The organism is Hamadaea tsunoensis DSM 44101, assembly GCF_000428945.1.
Taxonomy (GTDB): domain Bacteria; phylum Actinomycetota; class Actinomycetes; order Mycobacteriales; family Micromonosporaceae; genus Hamadaea; species Hamadaea tsunoensis.
Genome location: NZ_AUAX01000035.1, coordinates 1 through 24,187 on the forward strand (window position 1 = coordinate 1; position 24,187 = coordinate 24,187).

The window sequence follows — 24,187 nt, forward strand, 5'->3', positions numbered from 1 at the left end:
TGTAGTAGTGGATCTCTGTGGCGTGATCAGGTTCCCTGGAGCTGCGGATTCGGCCTGTTTTCTGCAGGATTTGGGAACTTGATCATGCCTTCACGTCTGATGGACGATCACTGTCCCGAGTGATCATTTACCGCTATTACGGCGGGACGCGGCAGATGGCCTTGATCAAGTACCGCCTATTCGGCAAAGGAGGGCCCGCCCGCCGTAATGACGGTATTTGATCAAGGGAATCGGCGTCGCGATGCCGTTATAGCGGTACTTGATCAAGGTGATCGTGTCGCGGGTGGGGACGAAGTTGTCGGCCCCGACGGATCACCCACACAGGCAACCGGAGAGCCGAACATTCGTGCAAGATCGTCGAGCGTCGGGAAGCCGGTACGGGCTTTGTCGCGACTGTCCGTTGTGGCCGGTGAGGCGGATCGGCTGGGTGGTGATCGTTCGCGGTGGGGATGTAGTTTTCGATCCCGTCCCCTCGATCCAGTATGGCTGGGATGTAGGTAAAGGCCGACTTCTTGCATCCCCATTGCTGTAGATCTTGGGCGGGGGGTGCGTTTTGACATCTCAGTCGCTGTGGATCGCATCCACAGCGTCCTGCCGACGGCCAACGTCTGGAATGCGGGAACGATCTTCCGCCAGGTGGACGCCGGGTGCTGATTTCTTGATCGATTGCGGCTGAGGTGTAAATCCGGCCCGATCTGCATGATCGATGACGCGTCAGGTGCAGCAGAAGCCGGTCAACGCGCTCCAGAACCGTAAACGATCATGCATCGGGTGGCGGTTTCCACACCTCACCCGTCAACGATCACCCCGCGGTCGACGATCTTGCACGAATGTTCGGGCATTCCGGGTACACCGGACGTAATTCGGGGCATTCGCGCAAGATCGTCGAGCATCCCGGGTGTGAGTCGGACAGTCACGACAAAGGCCAGGGTGAAGGGTGGGACGGCGACCGGACGACGGTGGATGATGCGTCGCCCCACTACATGTACCGCCCCGACTCCAGGAGCCATTCGAGGTGGCCGCGCGGCGCGCCGAGCAGGGTGACCGCGACCCGGCTCGCGTCGCGTGCGGCGACCTTGCTCATCTCCAGGCGCCGGAACTCCGCCGGCAGCGCCCGCGCCGCCGTCTGGAGGTCGCCCATCCGTTCCACGATCAACTCGATGACGTACGCGGCGGCCGTCGGCAGGTCCACATTCCGCTCGTACGCGACCACGAGGACGAAGTTGTGCACGTCGCCGACGGCTTGCTCCTTGCGGGCGGAGGCGATGTCGTTGCACCAGGCGGTGACGTCGTTGCAGGCCGCGAAGAGCCGCCGCCACGCCGGCGTGGTACGCAGTGCGCCCGGCACGTCCGCCCGCAGGATCGGTTCGGCCAGGTCGAACATGAAGGACCCGTTCGCCTGCCGGCGCAGGTTCGCGTAGTCGCGTATGGACGGTACTTTGTGGACGATCCGATGGCGGGCCTCGGCGATGCAGGCGCGCCGGTGGTCGTCGAGGTGGTGGCGGAACGTCGCCCGCCAGGACGGCCCGGTCCGCGTCGCCGTACGCCGCCACAGGTCCCCGAAGGCCGCCACGACCGGATGGGCGCCTCGCGGGGTTCCCTTGTCGCACACGGCTTCCACTGCCCGGTAGAGGCGGTCGACACCGTCGGGGTCCCGGCCGAGCGGCCCGTCGTCGCGCAGGTCGTCGAAGGCGAACAGCCACGCCAGCCACTCGCCGAAGAGCACGACGTCCCGGGTGGGCGTCTCGGGGAAGGCCCGGGATGCCATGCCGCCGAAGCACGCGGCGTGCGTACGCTCGTCGTCGAGCCCGATGGCCGAAAGCCAGGTCTCGACGGCGGCGGTGATCTGGGGTTCCTCGCGGTGCCGGCGGCATTCGGCCGCGAGCGCGGGCACCCTGTCCACCAAGGGGAGCAGGGTGTCCACGCCCACGACCGGCGCCGGCGCGATGGGCGCTGACGTCATGGCGATCGCCGTTACAGCGGGCCGAAGAGATGGTTGCCCGGCGCGCCCGGGTCGGGGCTGGTGTAGTACTCGTGGGCCGCCCGGACGAGTTCGTCGACCGAGAGCGTGCCGTTGCGGTCGAGGTCGAGGCGCTCGAAGGCGGCGGAGGCCTCGGGGTCGGGCGTGCCGAAGGCGGCCTGCAGCGACTCGAACTCCCGCAGGGTGATGGCACCGTCCCCGTCGGTGTCGCAGAGCGCGGCCAGCGCGATCGCGGCCGGCCGGAACGTCTTGTCGAACTTCTGCCCGTCGATGTACGCGGTGACCATCGCCGTGCGGAACTCGGCGGGCGAGATCGTGCCGGACCCGTCGCTGTCGGCGTGGGCGAGGATCTCCGTCCACAGCTCGTCGAAACGGTCGAGCAGGTTCTTGCCCTTGTGGGACGTCGGCGCCTCGCCGAAGCCGAGCAGTACGCGCGAACCGAGGCTGAGCATGTCGTCGCGCTCGATCTCGCCGGTGTGCCCGGCGTCGATGTGGTCGAACGCGCGGTCGAGCTTCTCGATCTGCAGGTCGGTGGCCATGCCATCTCCTTGTAGGTGGGTGTATGCCCTTTTCCTACCTGTTTTGGCGTGGATATTCCTCGTATATCGACCGTTATCCCGGCGTGACCATCCCGGCGCGACTATCCCAGCGCGACGACGCCGCCGGCCCGCGTACCGAAGTACATGGTCCCCTTCCACATGGCCGGCGTGGACTCGATGCAGCCGCCGACCTTGTAGCTCCAGAGCAGTTTGGGCTGGGCGTGCGTGTCCGCCACGTCGTACGCGTGCATCGTGCCGGTGCAGTCGCCGAGCAGCAGCACGTCGTCGACCACCACCGGTGACTGCCACGTCTCGCCGCCGGGGAGATGGAACTTCCAGCGTACGGTGCCGGTCTCGCGGTCGATGCCGAGCGCGTCGCCGCCGTGCGTGTCGAAGATCGCGATGTCCTTGTAGAGGGCCGGCGAGCCCCAGATCCCCGATTTCGGCAGCTTCTGCGTGTCCTTCACGGCCCACACGACGGGGTTGTCGGGCTTGCGGGGGTCCAGTTTCATCATCTGCCCGAGCTGCCGTGACCGGACCGTCCCGCGCTCGAATTCCGAGCCGAGGTAGATGTAGCCGTCCTTGTCGGCGGTGATCGAGGCGTCGGTGTCGTCGCCGGTCCAGAACCGGAACACCCGCTTCGGGGTCTTGCCGTCCTTCAGCCCGCCGATGTCCCAGCCCTGCACGAGGCCGCCGGAGTTGGCGAAGAAGACGGTGTCGCCGGAGATCGCCACCGAGTTCTCGATCGACACCATCTGGTCGTGCAGGTCGCGCAGCAGCTGGTCGTCCCAGCCCGGCGCGTGGAACACCAGCTTCGGCGAGACCGCCACCTTGCCGTCCGGCCCGTAGTGCCGGTTCAGCTTCACGATGTGGATCTGGCTGTTCTCGCCGCCCTCGAACAGGTAGTCGTCGATGATCAGGCCCGCGCCGTCCCAGTCGTTGTTCCACTTCGTGGGGGAGACGTCGTACGCGCTGAGCTTCCACAGCTCGACGGGCTTGCCGCGGTCGATGGCGATCACGCGGTAGTAGTTGTCCCGCGAACCCGAGTAGACCAGTGGGTACCCGTCCGGGTCGATGGTCACCGAGCCCTTGATGATGTCGCCGGTCGGGAAGTCGGCGATGATCCGCTCACCCGTCGCCGCGTCCAGGAAATGGATCTTCGCGTCGTACGCGCCGAACACCACCCACGTACGCCCGTCCTTCTCGAAGACGGCGGGCTGACCGGTCCAGCCGGAACCGCACCAGATCCGGGTGCCCTTCTCGTCCGTCGACGGATGGCAGAGGCTGCCGGTCTTGGGGAAGCGCCACTTCATCGCCGGCTTCTCGCGCGGGACCGGGCCGACGCCGTAGAACGTCCGCGTCGGATTGCCGCGGAACGTGAGCAGGCCGTCCACCTTGGTGCCGTAGGGCTTGCCCTCGTTCGCCGGATCGGACCAGCCGGTGAACGCGGCGGGGGCACTCGTCGCGGTGGCGGCCGGTGCCGCACTCGACTTTCCCGGCACCACCTGGACGTCGTCCTTCGGCGTGTTCGAACACGCGGCGGCGGTGCACAGCAGGACGATTGCCGCCAGCGCGTACGCGCGGCGTGGAAGCCTCCCCGTCATCGGCACAGTGTGCCGAGGCGATCACATGCGGGCCATCACCCGTTCGCCTTCACCATTGCGGCCGCAGGGCCGGAACATCGTCGCCTACAAGATCCCTGATGATCCTTGCGAGCGTCTCCCGCAGGTCGACCAGCGTCTCGTCGCCGATCCGGCCGCCGATCTCGGCCTCCAGCCGGTGCAGGACCGCCCCGGCCGTACGCATGTGCCCGTGCCCCTTGCCGGTCAAGGTGATCAAACGGCGGCGGCCGCCGGCCGGGTGGGCGTCGCGGCGTACATAGCCCTTGCGTTCGAGTTCGTCGGCGATCTGTCCGGCGGCCTGCTTGGTCATCCCGAGCCGCTGCGCGACCTCGACGCCGGTGGCCCCGTGCGGACCCAGGGCCTGGAAGAAGGCGCCGTGGACGGGGCGGAGGTCGGCGTACTCGCCGGTGGCGTCGACCCGGGCCAGGAACTCGGCCAGCACGACCTGGAAGCCCAGCCCCAGCAGGAGTGTCAGCTCGGTACGCGCCAGCGGATCAGTGGTCGGCATCGGTCCATCTTGACACAGGCGAGTAAAGCGGCTTTACTCAACCCGTACGAGTAAAGGAGATTGACATGCAGATCACCGAACCGACCGGCGTACGCGAGACGACGACCGCGGGCGGCACGATGACGACGCTCGCGTCACCGGCGCTGGGCAGCACGGAACTGAGCATGTGGCGGGTCCTGATCCCGGCGGGGGCGAGCGGGCCGAACCACGCGATCGACCGCGAGCAGATCTGGACGGTGGTGTCCGGCGCGATCACGGTGACGGCCGGCGGGACCGCCGCGCGGGTGGCGACGGGCGCGACCGTGGTCCTGCCCGCGGGCGAACTGCGGCAGGTGACGACGGACGAGCAGGCTGAAGCGCTGGTCTGCATGGCGGTGGGCGGTACGGCCTCGCTGGCGGACGGTCAGACCGGCATCCCGATCCCCTGGGCGGCCTGACCGGGGAGGGCGGCCTGATCAAGCAGATGCCCGACACGCCCGGCCGACCGATGGTTCGCACCCCGCGGGTCGGCGGATGATGGAGGCATGGAGCCAGAGCCGATCACTCCGATGACGGACGAGGAGGCCGAGCTTTTCCGCTTCCTGCGCTTCGGGCAACTGCCCGAGCGGGTCGCGCCCGCACAGACCGTGGAATCCGTGCAGAGCGAACCCGCGCACGACAATCAGCCGCCCCAAGGTCCGGAGACCCTCTACTACCGGTGATCGCTACCGGTGACCGCTCCGCCGATCATGCTTCCGTGCCCCGGCCGTCGCAGCCGGGGCACTTTCCGCAACCGGAGCACTTTCCGTGAACTGGAGCACTCCGTAACGCGTATTACCGCATGTGCTTGTGGAATGAAGCGGAAGCCGGCGCGGTCAGAGCGAGCCGAGGTGCGAGGACGCCCGGCGGGCCGCGACTGCATCGGCCAGAGTGGACAGGACGGACTCGGTGGTCTCCCAGCTCATGCAGGCGTCGGTGACGCTCTTGCCGTAGACGAGCGGCAGGCCGGACTCCAGGTCCTGGCGGCCCTCGACGAGGAAGCTCTCCAGCATGACGCCGCCGATGCCGGTCTGGCCGTGGGCGATCTGCTCGGCGATCTCGCGGGCGACGACGGCCTGGCGCACGTGGTCCTTGTCGCTGTTGCCGTGGGAGGCGTCGACCACGAGCTTGTGCTTGAGGCCCGCGCGCTCGACGGCCGCCATGGCCGCCGCGACCGGCTCCGGGCCGTAGTTCGGGCCGCCGGTGCCGCCGCGCAGGATGACGTGGCAGTCCTCGTTGCCGGTCGTCGTGACCACGCTCGCCCGGCCGTCCGCGTCGATGCCGAAGAAAGTGTGGCTGCTGCGGCCGACCTGGCAGGCGTCGATCGCGATGCGTACGCCGCCGTCGGTGCCGTTCTTGAAGCCGACCGGCATCGACAGGCCGGACGTGAGCTGGCGGTGCACCGGGCTCTCGGTGGTACGCGCGCCGATCGCGCCCCACGTGACGGTGTCGGCGATGTACTGCGGGCTGATCGGGTCGAGGAACTCGCAGCCGACCGGTACGCCGAGGTCGAGGATGTCGAGCAGCAGCCGCCGGGCCATGCGCAGGCCCCGCTGGACGTCGTACGTGCCGTCCAGCCCGGGGTCGTTGATCAAGCCCTTCCAGCCCAGCGTGGTACGCGGCTTCTCGAAGTACACCCGCATCACGATCATCAGGTCGTCGCGGTGGCGCTCGGCGGCCCGGGCGAGGCGCTGGGCGTACTCGAGGGCGGCGACGGGATCATGCACCGAACAAGGGCCGACGACGACCAGCAATCGATCGTCCTGGCCGGTGAGCACAGCGCGGACGTCTTGTCTCGTGTGCTCGACCAGCGCGCCTCGCCCCTCGCCGAGCGGGTACTCCGCGAGCAGGCCGGTCGGCGGCTGCAGCGGTTCGAAGTTGAGTACGTGCAGGTCGTTGGTGACGGGCATGACGTCCTCCGTAGTCTCGATGGCGGCCGTCGGACACCCCGCCGGCCGTCGGGAATGACAAAGGGCGAAGACCTGTCGGTCTCCGCCCTGCCGGCTCTGGGTGTCGTCGGTTGTCAGCGCCTACTGACGCGGGCTCCACCCAGAGCCAGCGTAAAGCGCCAATACCGACGAGTCACGAGAAGGAACAGTACCCCATCGGATCGCGCGGTCGATGCGTTTCCCGCGATGTGAGTACGCTTCCTCACATGGCCACCCTCGAAATCCGTACCTACCGCCTGCTGCCCGGTACGCGTACCGACTTCCTCCACGTCATGCGGGAGCAGGCCGTCCCGCTGCTCGCCGAGTTCGGCATCCGCGTGGTCGACTGCGGCGCCTCCGAGGTCGACGAGGACGGGCACGAGGAGGCGTACCTGGTGCGGGCCTTCTCCTCGGCCGACGAGCGGGAGCGCCTGGAGGAGAAGTTCTACAGCAGCCAGCAGTGGCTGGACGGGCCGCGCGACGGGATCGTGTCGCGGATCCACGAGTACCACACCATCGTGCTGAGCGTCCCTGACGATCTCGTGGAGACCTGGTCGCGCTAGCGTCTGGGCATGATGCAGGAGACGCAGGCCCCCTGGCCGGGCCGGGACGGCACCCGGATCACCGGCGTACGCGCCGTCGTCACGGCCCCCGAAGGGCTGCCGGTCGTGGTCGTCCGGGTCGAGACGAGCGAGCCGGGCCTGATCGGCTGGGGCTGCGCCACCTTCACCCAGCGGTACGCCGCCGTGGCCGCCGCGGTCGACCAGCACGTCGCGCCGATGCTCATCGGCCGCCACCCGGCCGACATCGAGGACATCACCCGCATGGTGCACCTGTCGTCGTACTGGCGGGGCGGCCCGGTGCTCAACAGCGCACTGTCCGGTGTGGACCAGGCGCTGTGGGACATCGCCGGCAAGCGGGCGAACATGCCCGTCTACGAACTTCTCGGCGGTCGCGTACGCGCCGCGGCGGCCGTATATCTGCACGCCAGTGGGGCGAACATCACGGAGGCCGTGGAGGACGCGGCCCGCATCCTGTCCGACGGCTACCGCCACGTCCGCATCCAGGCCGGCGGGCCGGGTCTCGGGACGTACGGCGCACCGGGGACACCGGGGGCGTATCCGGGCAGCCCGAACCCGGACGGCTGGGACGTCCAGCAGTACCTGCGCGACACCCCGAAACTGTTCGCCCACGCCCGTGACGTGCTCGGCGAGGAGCCGAACCTCCTGCACGACGTGCACCACCGGCTGACGGTGAAGCAGGCGATCGGACTCGCCCGAGCGCTGGAGCCCTACCGGCTGTTCTTCCTCGAGGACCCGATCCCGCTGGAGCTCTACGACCGCCTCCCCGAGGTACGCGCCGCCGCCCCGATGCCGCTCGCCGTGGGAGAACAGGTCGCCTCGGTGGCCGACGCGGCCCGGCTCGTGACCGGGGGAGGCGTGGACCTGCTGCGCGTACACGTGTCGGCGATCGGCGGACTGACGCCGGCGCGCAAGCTGACGGCGCTGTGCGAGCTGTTCGGCGTCGGGACGGCCTGGCACGCGCCGGCGGACGTCTCGCCGATCGGCGCCGCGGCGAACGTGGCCCTCGACGTCAGTACGCCGGCCTTCGGCATCCAGGAAGGCCACCTCTGGCCCGACCCGGTGCACGACGTGTTCCCGGGCGCCCTGATGCCGGTGAACGGCTACCTCTACCCGTCGGACCGGCCCGGCTGGGGCATCGAGCCCGACGAGCGGGAAGCGGCGAAGTACCCGCCGGTGACGCACCTGTTCGAGCGCTGGGCGGTCCAGAACCGCCGCCCCGACGGCGGCATCGAACCCGCCTGACGATCAGGCTTCTTCGCGTACGGGGGAGGGGGCCGGTTGCCGGGGCGAGGGCGCCGGCTTGCCCGACAGCAGCGCGTCGCGGATCTCCCGCAGCAGGATGATCTCCTCGCTCGGCAGCTCGGTCTGCGGCTCGCCCGTCCGCTTGCGCCGCTCGGCGATCTTGTTCATCGGCAGCACCACGAGGAAGTAGATCACTGCGGCGGTCAGCAGGAAGGTGATGACGGCGCTGACGAAGACCCCGAACTTCAGGGCGTTGGGGTCGCCGTTGGCGTCGACACCGGGCAGGCGGATCGCCGCCCCCTGAACGGCCTTGTTCCCCGCCCCGACCATGTTGATCAGTGGTTCGAGGAAGGAGGAGGTGAAGGCGCCCACCAGTGCGGTGAACGCCGCGCCGACGACGACGCCGACCGCGAGGTCGACGACGTTGCCACGCATGATGAAGTCACGGAAACCCTTGAGCACCCAGCCACCCTAACCGGCCCGGACGGCGTTCGCCTCCTACGGACGCGGCCAGTCGTCTCCTGCGTCCAGCCGACGGCGCAGCAGCTCCTTGAGCGAGATCGATTCGCCGTCCTTGGCGCCCTTACCGATGATGAGCAGCGGTTCCTGCGGCTCGACGGTCGCCCCGCGGAACCACGCCGTGATGGACGGCACGGTCGACAGCAGATAGAACCCGCCGTCGACGCCGATCGCGATCGATTCGTCGGGATGGATGTACCAGCCGGTCACGTTCGTCCTGTACCGGGCGCCGCCGCTGTAGGAGCGCGCCTTCAGGCGTACCGGGGCGAGGTCGCGGGCCTTCGTGAGGAAGTCGGCGATCAACGCGCGGGCCTCGGCCGCCTCCCTCGCGCGGACGTTCGCGGCCGCCTCGGCGTGCCGGGTCACCGCGAGGTCGCGGCGCGCGCGCCAGTCGTCTGTCACACCGCGACTGTAACCTGCGGTGCGTGGGTGAAAAGCTGAGCCTGCGCGAGCTCAACCGCGCGACCCTCGCACGCCAGATGCTGCTCGACCGGGTCGCCATGGCCCCGGACCGGCTGATAGATCATCTGGTCGGCCTGCAGGCCCAGACCACCACCACGTGGTACGCGGGACTCTGGGCCCGGATCACGGACTTCGACCCGCAGACGGTGGTGTCGATGATGCGGGACCGGCGGCTGGTCCGGGTCAGCCTGATGCGCTCGACGATCCACCTGGTGAGCGACCGCGACTGCCTTGAGCTGCGACCGCTGCTGAACGTGGTGGGGGAGCGCTCGTTCGCGACGAACTGGGGCAAGAACCTGCGCGGCGCGGACCTGGCCGCGATCGTGGCCGCCGGCCGGGAGCTGCTGGACGAGCAGCCGGCGACCTTCAGCGTCCTGGGTGGACGGTTGCAGGAGCGCTTCCCCGGACTGGACGGCGCCTCCATGGCCCAGGCCGTCCGGACCTACGCGTGCCTCGTCCAGATCCCGCCGCGGGGCTTGTGGGGCCACAGCGGGCTGGCCGTGCACGAGACCGCCGAGCACTATCTCGGCCGGCCGTTGGCGGCGAACCCGTCGGTCGACGATCTCCTCCTGCGCTACCTGGGCGCGTTCGGGCCGGCCTCGGTCAACGACGCGCGTACGTGGTCGGGGCTGACCGGGCTCGGCGAGGTCTTCGAGCGGCTGCGGCCGAAGCTGCGGGTGTTCGTCGGCGAGGACGGGCGCGAGCTGTTCGACCTGCCCGAGGCGCCCCGGCCCGGCGGCGACGTCCCGGCCCCGGTGCGGCTGCTCTACGACTTCGACAACATCCAGCTCTCGCACGCCGACCGGACCCGCGTGATCGACGGCGAGCACCGCCGGCTGCTCTGGCCGCTGTCCAACACTGCGCTCGGCTCGGTCCTGGTGGACGGCTTCACGGCCGGCAGCTGGAAACACATCCGTGAGAAGAAGACCGCCCGGCTCGTCGTCACCTCGTTCAAGCCGTTCCCCCGCGCGGTGGCGGCCGAGATCGAGGCGGAAGGACTGCGGCTGCTGGCCTTCCAGCAGCCGGCGGCGACGGATCAGGTCGTCGAGTTCGCCACGGCCGACTAGCTCAGCGGCCGACTAACTCAGCAGCTCGGTCTCCAGCGGCGCCCGGACCCGGCCGCGGGGCGCGAGGCGTACCGGGCCGAGCCAGGTCGCCAGGCGTTCGGCGGCGGCCGCGACCTCGGCGTTCCGGGCCCGGCCGAGGTCTTCGAGCAGCTCGAAGACGATCTCGCCGTCGGCCCGGTGGGCCCAGCCGCCCACGATCCGGCCGTCGGCCCAGACCGTCGGGCCGACGTTGCCGTTGCGGTCGAACAGCCGCTCGGCGTGCTCCCCGAGGTACCAGCCGCGGCGCGTCCAGCCCATCGGAGTCGGGTCGAGCGGCGGCAGGAGCGCCACCCACGGATCGGGTTCGGGCGTGCGGTCGAGGTCGTCCGCGTGGACGAAACCCGTCTCCCCGTCCAGCTCCACCTCGACCGCGCCGATCGCCTTCAGCGCCTGCTTCGTGTGCGCGACGGTCCAGCCGGTCCACCACTTCAAGTCCTCTGCCGGAGCAGGTCCGAAAGCACGCAGCCACGCGCCGGCCAGTTCGGCCCGGGCGACCTCCGGCGGCACGTCCGGAATCCCCGCCGGGAACCATTTCTCGGCCAGGGACCAGCGCCACTGCATGCTCGACCAGGTCCCGACCGGCCGGCCGCGCACGATCCGCCCCTCGGCGGCCAGCAGGATCAGCACCCATGGCGTGAGCGTCTGCTTGCCCCCGTAGTTCTTGCCCTCCGCCATCGTGAACTGCGTACGCAGAACCGGTGCGGCCGCCGACACCTGGGCTCCGGTCGCCTCGCCGAGTCCGGCCAGGGCGGCGTACGCGACGTCCTCCGCACCGGACAGGAAGGCCGCGTCCCCGACCCCGGCATCCGCCAGGTACTTCAGATACGTCTTGCGGGACCGCTCGCCGACCGGCCGCGAACAGGCAGCGAGCACGGCCGGGGCCAGCTCGTCCGGTATGACGAACATGGTGCGCCGCATGCCGAGGAAGCGGACGAGCGAACGCTGCTCGTAGAGGGCGTCCTCGACGGCTTCGACCGTCACCTGTGGACACCGGGCGAGGGTGGAGAGGAAGACGGTGACCGTGTCCGTCGAGTGCAGGGCGACCATCGAACGCGCCACCTCGACGGGATCCGCCGCCGCGACCGCCAGCCGATGGCGTACGCCCAGCCGGGCCCGGCGCTCCGCGACCGTCATCTTCCCCATCGGACGGATTCTACCGGTGCGGTCGCAGTGTCCAGACGACCGTCATCTCGGCGGTGACCGTCCCGTCCACGGTCGCGATCTCGACGGCGACTCCGAACTCCGGGCGTACACCGGCATCGAGTTCGGCGAGCACATCGGCGGCGGGTCGGCCGAGCCGGGCCGTCGCCCGCACGGTGCCCATGGCCAGCTTCCGGTACGCGATCCGCGCGTCGACGGCGAGCGGGAGGGCCCGATCGAGCTGGTCGCCGAAGGCGGCGAGGACGACGGCGCCGGAGGCGGTCTCGGCGAGGGAGAACATGACGCCGGCGTGCGGCCCGCCGACGTGGTTGTGCAGGTCGGCGCGGTCGGGGAGTTCGGCGACGACCTCGGTGCCGTCGGGGGCGGCCGAGACGAAGGTGATGCCGAGGGTGCCGACGAGCGGGACGGAGCGGGTCATGCCGGCCCCGAGGGCGGCCACGTCAATCGTCATGCGAACAAGTTACCCGCCAGTAACTCATGACCGCCACCCTCCCGCGCCCGACCCGCACCCCTCCCGCGCCCGGCCCAGGCCCCCAAGATCCCGTTTGGATCACGGTTTTCACCCGAATCATGGCCCAAGATTCGGGTGAAAACCGTGATCCAAGCGGGATCTTGGGGGCGGGGCGAGCCACGGCGGGGGGCGAGCCACGGCGAGAGCGGGTGGAGAGCGTTATCGATAACGGTATCGACAACGCGCAGCCGGCGCGGCATGCTCGGGGGATGGCTGTAACCAGGCGCCGCGCCACCATCGCCGACGTCGCCGAGCGCGCAGGCGTCTCGATCGCCACCGTCTCGAAGGTGCTCAACGCCCGCTACGGTGTCTCGGCCCGGACGACGCAACGCGTACAGGCGGTGATCGAGGAGCTGGGCTACGAGTCCAGCATCGTCGCGCAGAGCCTGCGCAGCCATCGCACCAACGTGATCGGGATCGTCGTGGCCGACATCGAGGCGTTCAGCGCCGAGCTGCTGAAAGGGGCGGCCCGCGCCCTGCACGACTCCGGCTACGAGCTGATCGTCTACTCCGGCGGCGGCCAGAGCCGCGAGCAGGCCGGCTGGGAACGCCGTTACCTGTCGCGCATCAGCGGGACGCTGACCGACGGCACGATCCTCGTGACCCCCACCGTCATGAACGCTGTGAGCAGCGCCCCCGTCGTCGCCGTCGACCCGCTCGCCGGGCCGTCGGACCTGCCGACCGTCGCCGCCGACAACCTCAAGGGCGCCATGACCGCCACGGAGTACCTGCTCCGGCTGGGGCACCGGCGGATCGGCTTTCTCGGCGGGCGGCCCGACCTCGACTCGGCCAAGCTGCGGGAGCGGGGTTACCGCCAGGCCCTCACCGCCGCCGGCGTACGCGTGGAGGAAGAGCTCGTCGTCACCGGCGACTACGGCGAGGCGGCCGCCGACGAGGCCGCCCGGGCGCTGCTGGACCAGGAGCCGACGGCGATCTTCGCCGCCAACGACCTGAGCGCCGTCCGGACGATGCGGGTGGCGGCCGACCGGGGCCTGCGTACGCCGGACGACCTGAGCGTCATCGGCTTCGACGACGTGCCGGACGCGGCCCTCGCCACCCCCGCCCTGACCACGATCCGCCAGCCGATCCAGGAGATGGGGTTCGAGGCCGTCCGGCTCCTCATCGGACTGATCGAGGGACGCGTACCCGGCCAGCCGCACCTCGTGCTGCCGACCACCCTCGTCGAACGCCAGAGCTGCCGCCCCTACTGAGCCCTAGCGCAGGGAGAGAAGATGCTCTACCGCGACCCCACCCGCGACCTCGGCGAGCGTGCCGAGGATCTGTTGCACCGCATGACTCCCGAGGAGAAGGCCGCGCAGCTCGGCAGCGCCTGGGTCTTCGAGCTGACCGGGCCCGACGGCCTGACGACCGGCAGGATGAAGGACGGGCTGGGGCAGGTCACCCGGATCGGGGGTGCCAGCGGCGCGCGGCCGGCCGAGGCGGCGCGTACGGCCAACGAGATCCAGCGGTTCCTCGTGGAGGGTACGCGGCTGGGCGTACCGGCCATGGTGCACGAGGAGATCTGCTCCGGGCTGATGGCCCGCGACAACGTCGTCTTCCCGCAGGCCATCGGGGTCGCGAGCACGTGGGAGCCGGTGCTCGCCGAGCGCCTCGCCGCGAGCGTCCGGCGCCGGATGCGGGCCGTCGGCGCCCATCAGGGCCTGTCGCCGGTGCTGGACGTGTGCCGCGATCCGCGCTGGGGGCGTACCGAGGAGACGTTCGGGGAGGACCCGTATCTGGTCGCCCGCACCGGTGTCGCCTTCATCCGGGGCCTGCAGGGCGACGACCTGAGCGACGGGGTCGTCGCGACGGCCAAGCACTTCGTCGGCTACGGCGCCTCCGAGGGCGGGATGAACTGGGCGCCCGCCCACATCGGCCCGCGCGAGCTGCGCGAGGTCTACCTCTTCCCGTTCGAGGCGGCCGTGCGGCTCGGCGGCCTGCGCTCGGTCATGAACGGCTACCACGAGCTGGACGGCGTACCCTGCGGCGCCCACCGGACGCTGCTGACCGGCATCCTGCGCGAGGAGTGGGGCTTCGACGGCATCGTCGTCTCCGACTACTTCTCCGTGCGCCAGCTGCACGAGTACCACCGGCTGGCCGCGGACGGCGTCGCCGCCTCGGCCCTCGCCGTCTCCGCCGGCCTCGACGTCGAGCTGCCCAGTACCGACTGCTTCGGCGCCGAGCTGCTCGCGGCCGTGGCCTCGGGCCGGCTCTCCGCCGCCGATTTCGATCAGGCCGTACGCCGGGTCCTGCGCGCCAAGTTCGCCCTGGGGCTCCTGGACCGGCCCTACGTCGACGAGGACCGGGTGACCGTGGCCGATCCGGCCGGCCGGGCGCTCGCCCGCGAGATCGCCGAGAAGAGCCTGATCCTGCTGGCCAACGACGGTACGCTCCCGCTCGCACCCGGTACGCGGATCGCGGTCGTCGGCCCGAACGCGGACGACCGGCGCAACCTGCTCGGCGACTACAGCTACCCGGCGCACGTGGAGTCGCTGGCCGAACTCGGCGGCCACCGCCTGGACCCGGTCGAGCTGACGCACCCGACGGTTCTGGACGCGCTGCGCGACCGGTTCGACGTCGCGTACGCGCGCGGCTGCGACGTGAACTCGGCGTCGACCGAGGGGTTCGCCGAGGCGGTCGCGGCGGTCGAAGGCGCCGACGTGGCGGTGGTGGTGGTCGGGGACAAGTCCGGTCTCATGGACGACTGCACGAGCGGGGAGGCCCGCGACCGAGCCTCCCTCGACCTGCCCGGCGTCCAGGAACTCCTCGTACGCGAGCTCTGCGCCACGCGTACTCCCGTGGTGCTGGTGATCGTGGGTGGGCGGCCGATGGGCAGCGAGACGCTCCTCGGGCAGTGCGCGGCGGTGCTGATGGCGTGGTTGCCGGGGGAGGCGGGCGCCGAGGCGGTCGCGGCGGCGGTCGCGGGTGTGGTGAATCCGGGCGGCAAGCTGCCGATCAGCTATCCGCGGAGCGTGGGCCAGCTGCCCGTCTACTATGGACACAAGCTGTCGGGCGGCCGCTCGCACTGGAAGGGCGACTACGTCGACTCGTCGACGAAACCGTTGCACCCCTTCGGTTTCGGCCTGAGTTACACGACGTTCGCGGTGAGCGCGGCGGTGGCCGGTGCGGCCGAGGTGCCGTGGGACGGGACGGTGACGGTGGGCGCGACGGTGACCAACACCGGTGAGCGCGCTGGTGACGAGGTCCTGCAGCTGTACGCGCGCCGCACGACCGCCAGTGTCACGCGCCCGGTACTGGAACTGAAGAACTACGCGCGGGTGACGCTCGCCGGCGGCGAGTCGTGCCGGGTGACGTTCGAGCTGCGCGCCGGGCAGCTGGGCTTTCTCGGCCGGGACATGGCGTTCGCGGTCGAGCCGGGCCCCGTCGAGCTGTTCGTCGGCACCTCGTCGCAGGCGCTGACCCCCGCCGGGACGATCGGGATCGTGCCGGGCAAGAGCCCGGCGGTCCAGGAGTACGACGGCGCGGTGACGGTCTCGGCGGCCTGACCCGGGGCGGCGCGGCTCAGCGGGGCAGCGTGACCACGGTGACGAAGAACTGGTCGATCTGCCGGACGACCTCGACGAACCGGTTGAACGTCACCGGCTTGGTCACGTACGCGTTCGCGTGCAGCTTGTAGCTGCGCACGATGTCCTCGTCGGCGGAGGAGGTCGTCAGCACCACGATCGGGATGTCCATGAGGTTCTCATCCGACTTGATCTCGGCGAGGACCTCGCGGCCGTCCATGCGGGGCAGGTTGAGGTCGAGCAGGATCAGGCCGGGCCGGGGCGCGCCGGCGTACTGGCCCTCCCTGCGCAGGAAGGCCAGCGCCTCGACGCCGTCGTCCACCACGTGCAGGCTGTTGCCCAGCTTGTGGTGCTCGAACGCCTCCCGGGTCATGAGCACGTCGCCCGGGTCGTCCTCCACGAGCAGGACGTCGATGATGTTCAGGGTGGCCTCGGTCATCGCAGTTCCTTCTCGCTGATTTCTTCGGTGGAGCCGGACTTGTCGGCGGCGCCGGGCTGTTCGGGGAGGGCGGGCTGTTCGGTGGTGCCGGGTTCCTCGTCCGCGGCGCGGGGCAGGGTGAAGGCGAAGCGGCTGCCGTGCTCGCCGTCGGGACGAGGTTCGGTGTCGAGCCAGATCCGGCCGCCATGGTATTCGACGATCTTGCGGACCATGGCGAGCCCGATGCCCGTCCCCGGGTACGCGCTCTTCGCATGCAGCCGCTGGAAGATGATGAAGATCCGTTCGGCGTACCCGGGGTCGACGCCGATGCCGTTGTCGGTCACCGTGAACAGCCACTCGGGGCCGTCCGGGCGTACCCGGATCTCGATCCTCGGCGGCACGTCGGCCTGGCGGAACTTCACGGCGTTGCCGATCAGGTTCTGCAGGACCGTCGTCAGCAGCACCATGTCGCCCTTGACCGTGGGCAGGTCGTCCGCGTCGATCTCCGCGTCGGCGTCCTCGATCGCGGCGCCGAGGTTGTTGCGGGCCGAGTGGAGGACCCGGTTGAGGTCGACGTCGTTGTGGCCGTTGCTCATCCGGCCGACCCGGGAGAACGCGAGCAGGTCGTTGATGAGCACCTGCATCCGGGTCGCGCCGTCGACCGCGAAGGCGACGTACTGCTTGCCCCGCTCGTCGAGCAGGTCGCCGTAGCGGTTCTCGAGCAGTTCGCAGAAGCTGGCCACCTTGCGCAGCGGCTCCTGCAGGTCGTGCGAGGCCACGTACGCGAACTGCTCCAGCTCGGAGTTCGACCGCTCCAGCTCGTGGGCCTGCGCCTCCAGCGAGGCGTGCGCGCTCTGGAGGGCGGAGAGCTCCACCATGATCCGCTGCCGCATCGACTCCACATCGGCCGCGAGGCTCTCGATCTCGGCCGGACCGTCGGCGGGCACCCGGTACGTCAGGTCACCCGCAGCGACCCGGCGTACGCTGCGGGTGAGCAGGGTCACCGGGCGCAGGACGTTGCGGTTCAAGGCGACCGCGAGCCACAGCACCCCGAGCACGAGGGCCAGGGCGATGTCGACAGACGTCCATTGCAGGACGGTGGCGGCCCGGGCGAGATCCCGGCGTGCCTGGGCCTGCAGCCCGTCCAGATGCGTACGCAGCGCGGTCAGACTGCGCCGGACCTCGTCGAACAGCTGCTTGCCCCGGTCGACGTCGGCGGTCGTGGTGGGCGTACGCGTCTGCTGCACCATCGCCAGCACGGGTTCGGCGTACTGGCTCTGCCAGGCGCGCGCGGCCGCGGCGGTGGCGTCCAGATCCGCGATGACCTGGGGGAACCGCCCCTCCACCGCGGTACGCAGATCCCTCGTCGCGTCCTGTTCCGAGGTGCGCCCGCTCGTGTACGGCGTGAGGAAGTCCTCCTGGGCCGACAGGATGTAGCCGCGTACGCCGGTCTCCTCGTTGACCAGCGCGTTCGACAAGATCAGCCCGGCCCGGATCGCGGGATCGAGGTGGTCGATCACGGTCGTCCGGGCGCGCTGGAGACGGATGAGCGCGTACCCGCCGCCGGCGATGGCGCCGACCGAGACGACGACGGCGGCGAGGGCGGTCCAGGCAGCCCAGCGCCGCAGGGACCGACGGTTGGCCGGGCGCGCCGCGGTGGTGTCCCCGGCCGGGGTGTTCTCGCCGGTCATGCGGCTTCTCCAGGGAGCGTTTCCCGGTACGGCTGGGTCATGCGGATCCTCCGGAGGGGGCGGGCGGGTTCGCGGCGATCAGCAGGAGTGCGAGATCGTCGGTGAGCGGGCCGCCGTTGCGTTCGGTGACCGCGGCCACGAGGGCGTCGAGCGCCTCGGCGTCGGCCGCGCCGGCCGGCAGCAGCCGCAGCAGGCCGTCGACGCCGAGCCGCTCGCGGTCGCCGGACGCCTCGCTGTCGAGCCCTTCGATCAGGCCGTCGGTGAACAGCAGCATCCGCCAGCCCGGCGGCAGCGCGACCCGCGTCGGCCGCCACGAGGCGTCGTCGAGCAGCCCGAGCGCGGGCCCGCCCGACAGCGTGATCTGCCGCCAGCCGTCCGGGGTCGCGAGCAGCGGCGGGGGATGTCCCGCGGCGAAGATCGAGACCTCGTCCCGGGCCGGCGTGATCGAGGCCGTGCAGACCGTCGCGAACAGCAGGTCCTCGTGGCGTTCGTGGCTGAGCACCCGGTCCATCGTCGCCAGGATCTCCGCGGCCGGCCGCCCGGCGAGCACCAGGGCGCGCCAGGCGATGCGCAGGGCCACACCGAGCGCGGCCTGATCGGGCCCGTGCCCGGCGACATCGCCGATGATCATGTGAACCGCGCCGGCGGCGTCCTCGACCACGTCGTAGAAGTCCCCGCCGAGCAGCATCCGCCCGCCGCCCGGCTGGTAGCGCGGGACGACCACCAGCCGCGGATCGGCGACGATCGGCCGGGGCAGCAGCCCGCGCTCCAGCCGCGCGTTCTCCGCCGCCCGCAACCGCTCCTCCAGCAGCGCAGACTCCACGTCGTCGACGTGGCTGCGCTGGATCGCGTACCGGATCGTGCGGATGAGCAGCCGGCCGGTCACCGTGCCCTTGACGAGATAGTCCTGCGCGCCGGAGCCCATCGCCGCGACACCCTGCGCCTCGTCGTTCAGCCCGGTCAGCACCACGATGGGTACGCGTACCGCGTGCTCGTGCAGGCGGCGCAGGCCGTCGAGGCCGACGGTGTCGGGCAGCCCGAGATCCAGCAGGACGCAGTCGACGCCGTCGAGCAGTTCCCGCGCCTCGGACAGCGACCGCGCCCAGCGCAGGCGTACGCGGTCCGGCACGTCCTTCAGCAGCTCCTCGACGATGACGAAGTCGCCCTCGTCGTCCTCGACCAGCAGCACTTCGAGAATGCGCTCGTCCGCCGGGGCCGGCCGCTGGACGGGGATGCCCTGGTGACCCGCGCCCTGGCTCGGCACAGGCGGAAGCCCGGCACGTCCCGCGGCCGCCGGCGGGAATCCGGCGTCGCGTGATCGCACCATCTCCCGCCTCCCCTGTGCACCGCCGGATCCGGCGTGCGTGCCGTGGTCGCCCCGGCCGTCCCGGGCCTGGATGCCGGGCCGGGACCGCCTGGATGTCGGGCCAAGACTAGAGCATGGCTCGCGTACCGTCATCGGCTCGGCAGGCGGCCCGGGCAGGCGTACCGGCGACATGGACCACGCCGTGGTCCGGTGGCGGTGACGAGTCGGGCACCATGCGCTATAACCAGACCATGACTGCCGCCGGTTCCGATCTCCGCGTCCAGGACGCGACCACCGAGCACGAGAACGTCGTGGTGCTTGCCGTCGCCGGCGAGCTGGACCTGGCGACCGTGAAGGCGTTCCGGGAGGCGGTCACCGAGCGCCTCGACGGCAAGATCGACCTCGTGCTCGACGTCGCCGGCCTGGCCTTCTGCGATTCGACCGGGCTCGGCGCGATCGTCGGCCTGCACCGCGGGGCCAGGGAGGCGGGCGTACGCCTGGTGCTGGCCGGACCGCGGCAGCGGCTGGCGAGCCTGCTGCAGATCTCCGGGGTCGACCGGGTGGTGGGCGTCTACAAGTCGGTGGACGCGGCCGCGCGGGGCCTGGCCGAGCCGGCCGTCTGAACGGCCGGCCCGGCGCTCACTGCACCCAGAGGTTGTAGTTGCCCGGGTAGCCCAGGGCCATGTTGGCCGGGGTGACCGTCTGGCAGTACCACTGCGTCCAGTTGTGGTTGGCGACTCCGGCCTGACCGTAGTAGGAGCACTGGTCCGGCCAGCCGTAGTTGCCGGCCAGCCGGTACGCGGCCTGTGCCGCGGTGGCGTGCGCCGTGAGCAGCGTCCCGGCGAGCACCGCGACCGCGGCCGCGCGCACGATCTTCTTCATCATGAGATGACGTTATATCGATCTGTTAACAACCAAAACAGTTGGCTGTCGATCGATGTCCGGCCGATCAACCGATGGTGACCTTATTCGGCCGGCTCCAGCCGCAGGCTGATGCTGTTGATGCAGTAGCGCTGGTCCGTCGGGGTCGGGTAGCCCTCGCCCTCGAACACGTGCCCCAGGTGCGAGCCGCAGTTCGCGCACAGCACCTCGACCCGCGTCATGCCGAAGCTGCGGTCGGTGTGCAAGGTCACCGCGGCGTCCTTCGGGTCGTAGAACGACGGCCAGCCGCAGTGCGAGTCGAACTTCGTGTCGCTCTCGAACAGCGCCGCGCCGCACGCCCGGCACCGGTAGACGCCCTTGGTCTTCGTGTCGGTGTACTCGCCGGTGAACGCGGGTTCCGTGCCGGCCTCGCGCAGGACCCGGAACTCCGCCGGCGTGAGGCGTACCCGCCACTCGTCCTCGGTCAGCTCCACCGGCGGCGTGGTGTCTGAGGAGATCTTGTCCATACCTGAACGGTACGCGGTAGCGTCGGGGCATGCCCAAGGCCGAGGCACAGACGTTCGAGATCGGTAATAGATCCGTCAAACTCTCCAGCCCCGACAAGGTGATGTTCCCGGACCGCGGTTTCACCAAGCGGGACGTGTTCGACTACTACGTGACGGTCGGCGAGTCGATGCTGCGGGCGGTCGGCAACCGGCCGACGACCCTGCAGCGCTTCCCCGAGGGGATCGGCGGCGAGGTGTTCTACCAGAAACGCGTACCCGAGCGGGGGACGCCGGACTGGCTGACGACAGCCGAGATCACCTTCCCGAGTGGACGCAAGGCGACCGAGCTGTGCCCGACCGAGGTGGCGCACCTCGCCTGGGCGGCCCAGATGGGCACCATCGTCTTCCACCCCTGGCCCGTACGCCAGGCGGACACCGACCGCCCCGACGAACTGCGGATCGACCTGGACCCCCAGCCGGGCACCGATTTCGGCGACGCGGTGGCGGTCGCGCTCCAGGCCCGCGAGGTGCTCGCCGAGGCCGGGCTGACCGCGTGGCCGAAGACGTCCGGCGGCCGCGGCGTACACCTCTATGTGCGCATCCGCCCGGAATGGGACTTCATCGCCGCCCGGCATGCGGTGATCGCCTTCGGCCGGGAGCTGGAACGGCGCAACCCGGAGAAGGTCACGATGGCCTGGTGGAAGGAGGAGCGCGGCGAGCGGATCTTCATCGACTTCAACCAGATGTGCCGGGACCGCACGATCGCGGCACCCTACTCCCTGCGAGCCAACCCCCGCGCCACCGTCAGTACGCCGGTCACCTGGGACGAACTGCCCGACGTCGGCCCGGACGACTTCGATCTGCGCACGGTGCCGGAACTGCTGGCCCGCCGCGGCGACGCCTGGGCCGGCCTCGACGACGCGCCCGCGGGGCTGGAAACGCTGCTGGACTGGTGGGAGAAGGACCCGGTCGAGCAGCCCTACCCGCCGGACTATCCCAAGATGCCCGGTGAGCCCATGCGCGTCCAGCCCTCGCGGGCGCGCAACGTCGAGGAGTGACGTCGAGGAGTGATCAGGCCGGGCAGGTCTTCCCCTCGGCCGGCACCTTGAGGTCGATCAGGTAGCTGTTGACCGCGTCGGAGATGCATCGCGTCGCCGGGTACGCCGTGTGCCCCTCACCCTCCCAGGTCAGCACGTGTCCGACGCCGAGCATGTTCGCGAGGACGGCCGTCTGCTCGTAGGGCGTGGCGGGGTCGCCCTTGGTGCCGACGACCACGATCGGCGGGGCGCCCACGGCCTTGCCGGTCGGCACCGGATCGTGGCCGCCCTGCCACAGCGAGCACGTCAGCGAGCCGACCGCGAGCGGGGCCCCGAACATCGGGTACTTGCCGCGCCACTGGGACTGCAGGTCGCGTACCTGGTCGACGGTCGGCGGGTGCGGGTCGTCGGTGCAGTTGACGGCGGCGTTGGCGTCGAACAGGTTGCTGTACGTGCCGTCGGGGGAGCGTTCGGCGTACTCGTCGGCGAGGTCGAAGACCCGGCTGGCGTCACCGTCGCGCAGGGCGTCGATGGCGTCGGCCAGGTCGGACCAGCGCTCCTTCGTGTAAAGCGCCGAGATCACGGAGTAGAAGACCCAGCCGGACGTCGCCAGCCGCCCCTTCTCGTCCACCGGATTCGTCCGCGCCTTGTCGATCTGCTGCGTGATGACGGAGCGGGCGTCGGGCGCGATCGGGCACGAGGAGGTGTGCCCCTTGCACCAGTCGGTGAAGTTGGTGAACGCCCGCTCGAAGCCCTTGGCCTGCGACTCGCCGGACTCGACCGAGGTCTGCGTCGGGTCGACCGCCCCGTCCAGGACCATCGCGCGGATCTTGGTCGGGAACAGCTGCGCGTACGTGGCGCCGAGCAGGGTGCCGTAGGAGTAGCCGAGGTAGTTGAGCTTGTCGTCGCCGACGGCCTGGCGGATCGCGTCCATGTCCTTCGCGGCCTGCACGGTGCCGAAGTTCTTGAGCTTGTCCCCGTACTTGGCGTGGCAGCCGTCGTCGATCTTCCTGGTCAGCGACACGAGGCCGTCGAACAGCTCCTGGCTCACCGGGTCCGGGTCGTAGCCGAACTGCTTGTCCAGGTCGCTGTCGGACATGCACTTGATCGGCGTCGAGCGGCCCACGCCGCGCGGGTCGAACCCGATCAGATCGAACCGGCGCAGCACGTCCAGCGGCAGCGCGTTGGTCAGGTACACCGCGGTGTCCACACCGGACCCGCCGGGGCCGCCCGGGTTGACCAGCAAGGAGCCGATGCGGTCCTTCTGGCTGCCGACCCGGGCCCGGATCAGCGAGATCTGGATCTTCTCGCCGTCCGGCTTCGACCAGTCGGCCGGCACGTCGATCTTCGCGCAGTGGAACTGGAAGCTCTTGGAGACGTGCGGGTAGACCTCCTGCGCCACATCGGAACAGGGGGTCCACATGCCGTCCTGGGTGGCCGCCGGGGCCGCGCCCTCGCCGCCGCCGAGGCCGCGCGGCAGGAAGCACGCGGCCGACAGCAATGCCGCCATGGCCAGGATCAGCATCCGGCGTACTCGCATGGTCTTCCCTCCGGCAGACGGCTGTGATCGGGTTCGAGCCTACTTGCCCGGTTCACCCCCGGCGGCGAGGACCTCGGCGACGTCGAGCCGGATCGGGCGCTCGAGCTGCTCATAGGTGCACGACGCCGGGTCGCGGTCGGGCCGCCAGCGCAGGAACTGACCGGGATGGCGCAGCCGGTCGCCCTCCATCGCGTCGAACCCGACCTCGACGACCAGCTTGGGCTCCAGGCGCTCGAACGAGGTGTCCTTGCCGGAGTTCCAGCGGTTCGGGGCGGCGGGGATGCGCTGGCCGGCCACCGGCTCGTTCCACGGATGCTCCGCCGGATCCCGGTACGCGGCGATCTCGTCGAGCAGTTCCGACCGGCGCGCGACGCTGAACGCCGAGGTGACCCCGATCGAGTGCAGTACGCCGTCGTCGTAGAGGCCGAGCAGCAGCGAGCCGACCACCGGACCGGACTTGTGCCAGCGGAAACCGGCCACGACCGCGTCGAGCGTACGCGCGTGCTTGATCTTTTTCATGAGCCGCTTGCCCGGCACGTAGAGCAGGTCGGCGGGCTTGGCGATGAGGCCGTCGAGCCCGGCGCCCTCGAACTCCTCGAACCACCGGTGCGCGGTGGCCGCGTCCGTCGTGACCGGGGTGAGGTGCACGGGGGGCTTCACCTGCGCGAGGGCCTCGGCGAGGCGGGCGCGGCGCTGTGGGAAGGGGAGCCCGGTCAGGTCCTCGTCGCCGAGCGCGAGCAGGTCGAACGCGACGATCTCGGCGGGCGTCTCGACGGCGAGCTTCTGTACGCGGCTGGCGGCCGGATGGATGCGCTGTGCGAGCAGCTCGAAGTCGAGCTTGGGCAGGACGCCCGGGTCGCGCCGGACCACGATCAGCTCGCAGTCGATGACGCTGCGCTCGGGCAGCTGCGCGAGCGCCTGGTCGACGACCTCGGGGAAGTAGCGCGTCAGGGTCTTGCCGCCGCGGCTGGCCAGCTCGACCTCGTCCCCGTCGCGGAAGACGATGCAGCGGAAGCCGTCCCACTTGGGCTCGTAGCTCATCCCCGGGTCCTCCGGGATCGCCGGCACGGCCGTGGCCAGCATGGGTTCCAGTGAGATGTCGAGCGGAAGCTTCATGCGGCAA

Annotated in this window: 25 protein-coding genes; 9 read left to right on the forward strand and 16 right to left on the reverse strand. The window is 70.4% G+C overall.

Annotated features, from left to right (window positions below; all coding sequences use genetic code 11):
• Positions 1-979: 979 nt before the first annotated feature.
• The 4 genes from G401_RS50350 to G401_RS0134210 form a co-directional block, all read right to left on the reverse strand.
• Positions 980-1,963, reverse strand: a complete 984-nt coding sequence (locus G401_RS50350; RefSeq protein WP_051367564.1) for a terpene synthase family protein — start codon at positions 1,961-1,963, stop codon at positions 980-982.
• A gap of 11 nt (positions 1,964-1,974) precedes the next feature.
• Complete coding sequence (locus G401_RS0134200) at positions 1,975-2,520, reverse strand: EF-hand domain-containing protein (protein WP_027346033.1); 546 nt, start codon at positions 2,518-2,520, stop codon at positions 1,975-1,977.
• Between the two features lie 101 nt (positions 2,521-2,621).
• Entirely contained in the window at positions 2,622-4,124 is a 1,503-nt protein-coding gene (locus G401_RS0134205) for an outer membrane protein assembly factor BamB family protein (RefSeq protein ID WP_027346034.1), read from the reverse strand.
• Between the two features lie 49 nt (positions 4,125-4,173).
• Positions 4,174-4,650 (reverse strand): MarR family winged helix-turn-helix transcriptional regulator, encoded by a 477-nt coding sequence (locus G401_RS0134210; protein ID WP_027346035.1) that lies wholly within the window; start codon positions 4,648-4,650, stop codon positions 4,174-4,176.
• Between the two features lie 65 nt (positions 4,651-4,715).
• On the opposite strand from G401_RS0134210, the gene G401_RS0134215 reads away from it, so the two are divergent.
• Together G401_RS0134215 and G401_RS56385 are read left to right on the forward strand one after the other, a co-directional pair.
• On the forward strand, positions 4,716-5,087 hold the full coding sequence (locus G401_RS0134215) for a cupin domain-containing protein (RefSeq protein ID WP_027346036.1): 372 nt from the start codon (positions 4,716-4,718) through the stop codon (positions 5,085-5,087).
• 87 nt (positions 5,088-5,174) lie between these two features.
• Positions 5,175-5,351, forward strand: coding sequence for a hypothetical protein (locus G401_RS56385; protein ID WP_157546688.1), 177 nt, complete (start codon positions 5,175-5,177; stop codon positions 5,349-5,351).
• Positions 5,352-5,504: 153 nt separating this feature from the next.
• On the opposite strand, the gene G401_RS0134225 is transcribed toward G401_RS56385, so the two are convergent.
• Positions 5,505-6,578, reverse strand: a complete 1,074-nt coding sequence (locus G401_RS0134225; protein WP_027346037.1) for a 3-deoxy-7-phosphoheptulonate synthase — start codon at positions 6,576-6,578, stop codon at positions 5,505-5,507.
• A gap of 245 nt (positions 6,579-6,823) precedes the next feature.
• On the opposite strand from G401_RS0134225, the gene G401_RS0134230 reads away from it, so the two are divergent.
• Together G401_RS0134230 and G401_RS0134235 are read left to right on the forward strand one after the other, a co-directional pair.
• Entirely contained in the window at positions 6,824-7,159 is a 336-nt protein-coding gene (locus tag G401_RS0134230) for an NIPSNAP family protein (RefSeq protein WP_034593986.1), read from the forward strand.
• A gap of 9 nt (positions 7,160-7,168) precedes the next feature.
• Positions 7,169-8,422, forward strand: a complete 1,254-nt coding sequence (locus G401_RS0134235; RefSeq protein WP_034593987.1) for an enolase C-terminal domain-like protein — start codon at positions 7,169-7,171, stop codon at positions 8,420-8,422.
• A 3-nt stretch (positions 8,423-8,425) separates the two neighbouring features.
• Here G401_RS0134235 and mscL read toward each other — a convergent pair whose 3' ends face one another.
• The gene (gene mscL, locus G401_RS0134240; RefSeq protein ID WP_027346040.1) at positions 8,426-8,884 is read right to left on the reverse strand and encodes a large conductance mechanosensitive channel protein MscL; all 459 of its coding nucleotides are present in this window, start codon (positions 8,882-8,884) and stop codon (positions 8,426-8,428) included.
• Between the two features lie 36 nt (positions 8,885-8,920).
• Positions 8,921-9,343, reverse strand: a complete 423-nt coding sequence (locus G401_RS0134245; protein ID WP_027346041.1) for a hypothetical protein — start codon at positions 9,341-9,343, stop codon at positions 8,921-8,923.
• Between the two features lie 23 nt (positions 9,344-9,366).
• On the opposite strand from G401_RS0134245, the gene G401_RS0134250 reads away from it, so the two are divergent.
• Complete coding sequence (locus tag G401_RS0134250) at positions 9,367-10,470, forward strand: winged helix DNA-binding domain-containing protein (protein ID WP_027346042.1); 1,104 nt, start codon at positions 9,367-9,369, stop codon at positions 10,468-10,470.
• Positions 10,471-10,482: 12 nt separating this feature from the next.
• Here the strand turns inward: G401_RS0134250 and G401_RS0134255 are convergent, their stop codons facing one another.
• Both G401_RS0134255 and G401_RS0134260 read right to left on the reverse strand, forming a co-directional pair.
• Positions 10,483-11,652 (reverse strand): winged helix DNA-binding domain-containing protein, encoded by a 1,170-nt coding sequence (locus G401_RS0134255; protein ID WP_027346043.1) that lies wholly within the window; start codon positions 11,650-11,652, stop codon positions 10,483-10,485.
• 10 nt (positions 11,653-11,662) lie between these two features.
• Positions 11,663-12,121: a DUF4442 domain-containing protein gene (locus G401_RS0134260; RefSeq protein ID WP_027346044.1), complete on the reverse strand. Its 459-nt coding sequence runs from the start codon at positions 12,119-12,121 to the stop codon at positions 11,663-11,665.
• 269 nt (positions 12,122-12,390) lie between these two features.
• On the opposite strand from G401_RS0134260, the gene G401_RS0134265 reads away from it, so the two are divergent.
• Positions 12,391-13,392 carry a LacI family DNA-binding transcriptional regulator gene (locus tag G401_RS0134265; protein ID WP_027346045.1) on the forward strand — a complete coding sequence of 334 codons (1,002 nt, stop codon included), beginning with the start codon at positions 12,391-12,393 and terminating at the stop codon, positions 13,390-13,392.
• A gap of 21 nt (positions 13,393-13,413) precedes the next feature.
• Positions 13,414-15,687: a beta-glucosidase family protein gene (locus G401_RS50355; RefSeq protein ID WP_051367566.1), complete on the forward strand. Its 2,274-nt coding sequence runs from the start codon at positions 13,414-13,416 to the stop codon at positions 15,685-15,687.
• Between the two features lie 16 nt (positions 15,688-15,703).
• On the opposite strand, the gene G401_RS0134275 is transcribed toward G401_RS50355, so the two are convergent.
• From G401_RS0134275 to G401_RS50365, 3 genes are read right to left on the reverse strand one after another with little or no spacing between them, the layout of a single operon-like run.
• On the reverse strand, positions 15,704-16,144 hold the full coding sequence (locus G401_RS0134275) for a response regulator (protein WP_027346046.1): 441 nt from the start codon (positions 16,142-16,144) through the stop codon (positions 15,704-15,706).
• A complete protein-coding gene (locus tag G401_RS50360) occupies positions 16,141-17,814 on the reverse strand; it encodes a sensor histidine kinase (RefSeq protein ID WP_064741921.1) in 1,674 nt (557 codons plus the stop codon). The genes G401_RS0134275 and G401_RS50360 overlap by 4 nt, the downstream gene beginning before the upstream one ends.
• Positions 17,815-17,851: 37 nt before the next feature.
• Positions 17,852-19,141: a PP2C family protein-serine/threonine phosphatase gene (locus tag G401_RS50365; RefSeq protein WP_084557933.1), complete on the reverse strand. Its 1,290-nt coding sequence runs from the start codon at positions 19,139-19,141 to the stop codon at positions 17,852-17,854.
• 230 nt (positions 19,142-19,371) lie between these two features.
• On the opposite strand from G401_RS50365, the gene G401_RS0134290 reads away from it, so the two are divergent.
• Positions 19,372-19,743, forward strand: a complete 372-nt coding sequence (locus G401_RS0134290) for an STAS domain-containing protein (protein ID WP_027346047.1) — start codon at positions 19,372-19,374, stop codon at positions 19,741-19,743.
• 16 nt (positions 19,744-19,759) lie between these two features.
• Here the strand turns inward: G401_RS0134290 and G401_RS0134295 are convergent, their stop codons facing one another.
• Together G401_RS0134295 and msrB are read right to left on the reverse strand one after the other, a co-directional pair.
• Positions 19,760-20,005 carry a hypothetical protein gene (locus tag G401_RS0134295; RefSeq protein WP_027346048.1) on the reverse strand — a complete coding sequence of 82 codons (246 nt, stop codon included), beginning with the start codon at positions 20,003-20,005 and terminating at the stop codon, positions 19,760-19,762.
• A gap of 80 nt (positions 20,006-20,085) precedes the next feature.
• Complete coding sequence (gene msrB, locus G401_RS0134300; protein ID WP_027346049.1) at positions 20,086-20,508, reverse strand: peptide-methionine (R)-S-oxide reductase MsrB; 423 nt, start codon at positions 20,506-20,508, stop codon at positions 20,086-20,088.
• Between the two features lie 29 nt (positions 20,509-20,537).
• Between msrB and ligD the strand changes: the two genes are divergently transcribed.
• Positions 20,538-21,545, forward strand: coding sequence for a non-homologous end-joining DNA ligase (ligD, locus tag G401_RS0134305; protein WP_027346050.1), 1,008 nt, complete (start codon positions 20,538-20,540; stop codon positions 21,543-21,545).
• A 13-nt stretch (positions 21,546-21,558) separates the two neighbouring features.
• Here the strand turns inward: ligD and G401_RS0134310 are convergent, their stop codons facing one another.
• Entirely contained in the window at positions 21,559-23,064 is a 1,506-nt protein-coding gene (locus tag G401_RS0134310; protein WP_027346051.1) for an alpha/beta hydrolase, read from the reverse strand.
• 39 nt (positions 23,065-23,103) lie between these two features.
• Positions 23,104-24,180, reverse strand: coding sequence for an ATP-dependent DNA ligase (locus tag G401_RS0134315; RefSeq protein WP_027346052.1), 1,077 nt, complete (start codon positions 24,178-24,180; stop codon positions 23,104-23,106).
• Positions 24,181-24,187 lie beyond the last annotated feature (7 nt).

Excerpts from the sequence above, each read along its gene's own strand:
- G401_RS0134260 (WP_027346044.1), bottom strand. The coding sequence starts at position 12,121 with ATGACGATTGACGTGGCCGCCCTCGGGGCCGGCATGACCCGCTCCGTC.
- msrB (WP_027346049.1), bottom strand. The coding sequence starts at position 20,508 with ATGGACAAGATCTCCTCAGACACCACGCCGCCGGTGGAGCTGACCGAG.
- G401_RS0134225 (WP_027346037.1), bottom strand. The coding sequence starts at position 6,578 with ATGCCCGTCACCAACGACCTGCACGTACTCAACTTCGAACCGCTGCAG.
- G401_RS0134230 (WP_034593986.1), top strand. The coding sequence starts at position 6,824 with ATGGCCACCCTCGAAATCCGTACCTACCGCCTGCTGCCCGGTACGCGT.
- G401_RS0134265 (WP_027346045.1), top strand. The coding sequence starts at position 12,391 with ATGGCTGTAACCAGGCGCCGCGCCACCATCGCCGACGTCGCCGAGCGC.
- G401_RS50355 (WP_051367566.1), top strand. The coding sequence starts at position 13,414 with ATGCTCTACCGCGACCCCACCCGCGACCTCGGCGAGCGTGCCGAGGAT.
- G401_RS0134295 (WP_027346048.1), bottom strand. The coding sequence starts at position 20,005 with ATGATGAAGAAGATCGTGCGCGCGGCCGCGGTCGCGGTGCTCGCCGGG.
- G401_RS0134215 (WP_027346036.1), top strand. The coding sequence starts at position 4,716 with ATGCAGATCACCGAACCGACCGGCGTACGCGAGACGACGACCGCGGGC.
- G401_RS50365 (WP_084557933.1), bottom strand. The coding sequence starts at position 19,141 with ATGGTGCGATCACGCGACGCCGGATTCCCGCCGGCGGCCGCGGGACGT.
- G401_RS50350 (WP_051367564.1), bottom strand. The coding sequence starts at position 1,963 with ATGACGTCAGCGCCCATCGCGCCGGCGCCGGTCGTGGGCGTGGACACC.
- G401_RS0134290 (WP_027346047.1), top strand. The coding sequence starts at position 19,372 with ATGACTGCCGCCGGTTCCGATCTCCGCGTCCAGGACGCGACCACCGAG.
- ligD (WP_027346050.1), top strand. The coding sequence starts at position 20,538 with ATGCCCAAGGCCGAGGCACAGACGTTCGAGATCGGTAATAGATCCGTC.
- G401_RS0134255 (WP_027346043.1), bottom strand. The coding sequence starts at position 11,652 with ATGGGGAAGATGACGGTCGCGGAGCGCCGGGCCCGGCTGGGCGTACGC.
- G401_RS56385 (WP_157546688.1), top strand. The coding sequence starts at position 5,175 with ATGGAGCCAGAGCCGATCACTCCGATGACGGACGAGGAGGCCGAGCTT.
- G401_RS0134315 (WP_027346052.1), bottom strand. The coding sequence starts at position 24,180 with ATGAAGCTTCCGCTCGACATCTCACTGGAACCCATGCTGGCCACGGCC.
- G401_RS0134235 (WP_034593987.1), top strand. The coding sequence starts at position 7,169 with ATGATGCAGGAGACGCAGGCCCCCTGGCCGGGCCGGGACGGCACCCGG.
- G401_RS0134200 (WP_027346033.1), bottom strand. The coding sequence starts at position 2,520 with ATGGCCACCGACCTGCAGATCGAGAAGCTCGACCGCGCGTTCGACCAC.
- G401_RS0134210 (WP_027346035.1), bottom strand. The coding sequence starts at position 4,650 with ATGCCGACCACTGATCCGCTGGCGCGTACCGAGCTGACACTCCTGCTG.
- G401_RS50360 (WP_064741921.1), bottom strand. The coding sequence starts at position 17,814 with ATGACCGGCGAGAACACCCCGGCCGGGGACACCACCGCGGCGCGCCCG.
- G401_RS0134275 (WP_027346046.1), bottom strand. The coding sequence starts at position 16,144 with ATGACCGAGGCCACCCTGAACATCATCGACGTCCTGCTCGTGGAGGAC.
- G401_RS0134310 (WP_027346051.1), bottom strand. The coding sequence starts at position 23,064 with ATGCGAGTACGCCGGATGCTGATCCTGGCCATGGCGGCATTGCTGTCG.
- G401_RS0134205 (WP_027346034.1), bottom strand. The coding sequence starts at position 4,124 with ATGACGGGGAGGCTTCCACGCCGCGCGTACGCGCTGGCGGCAATCGTC.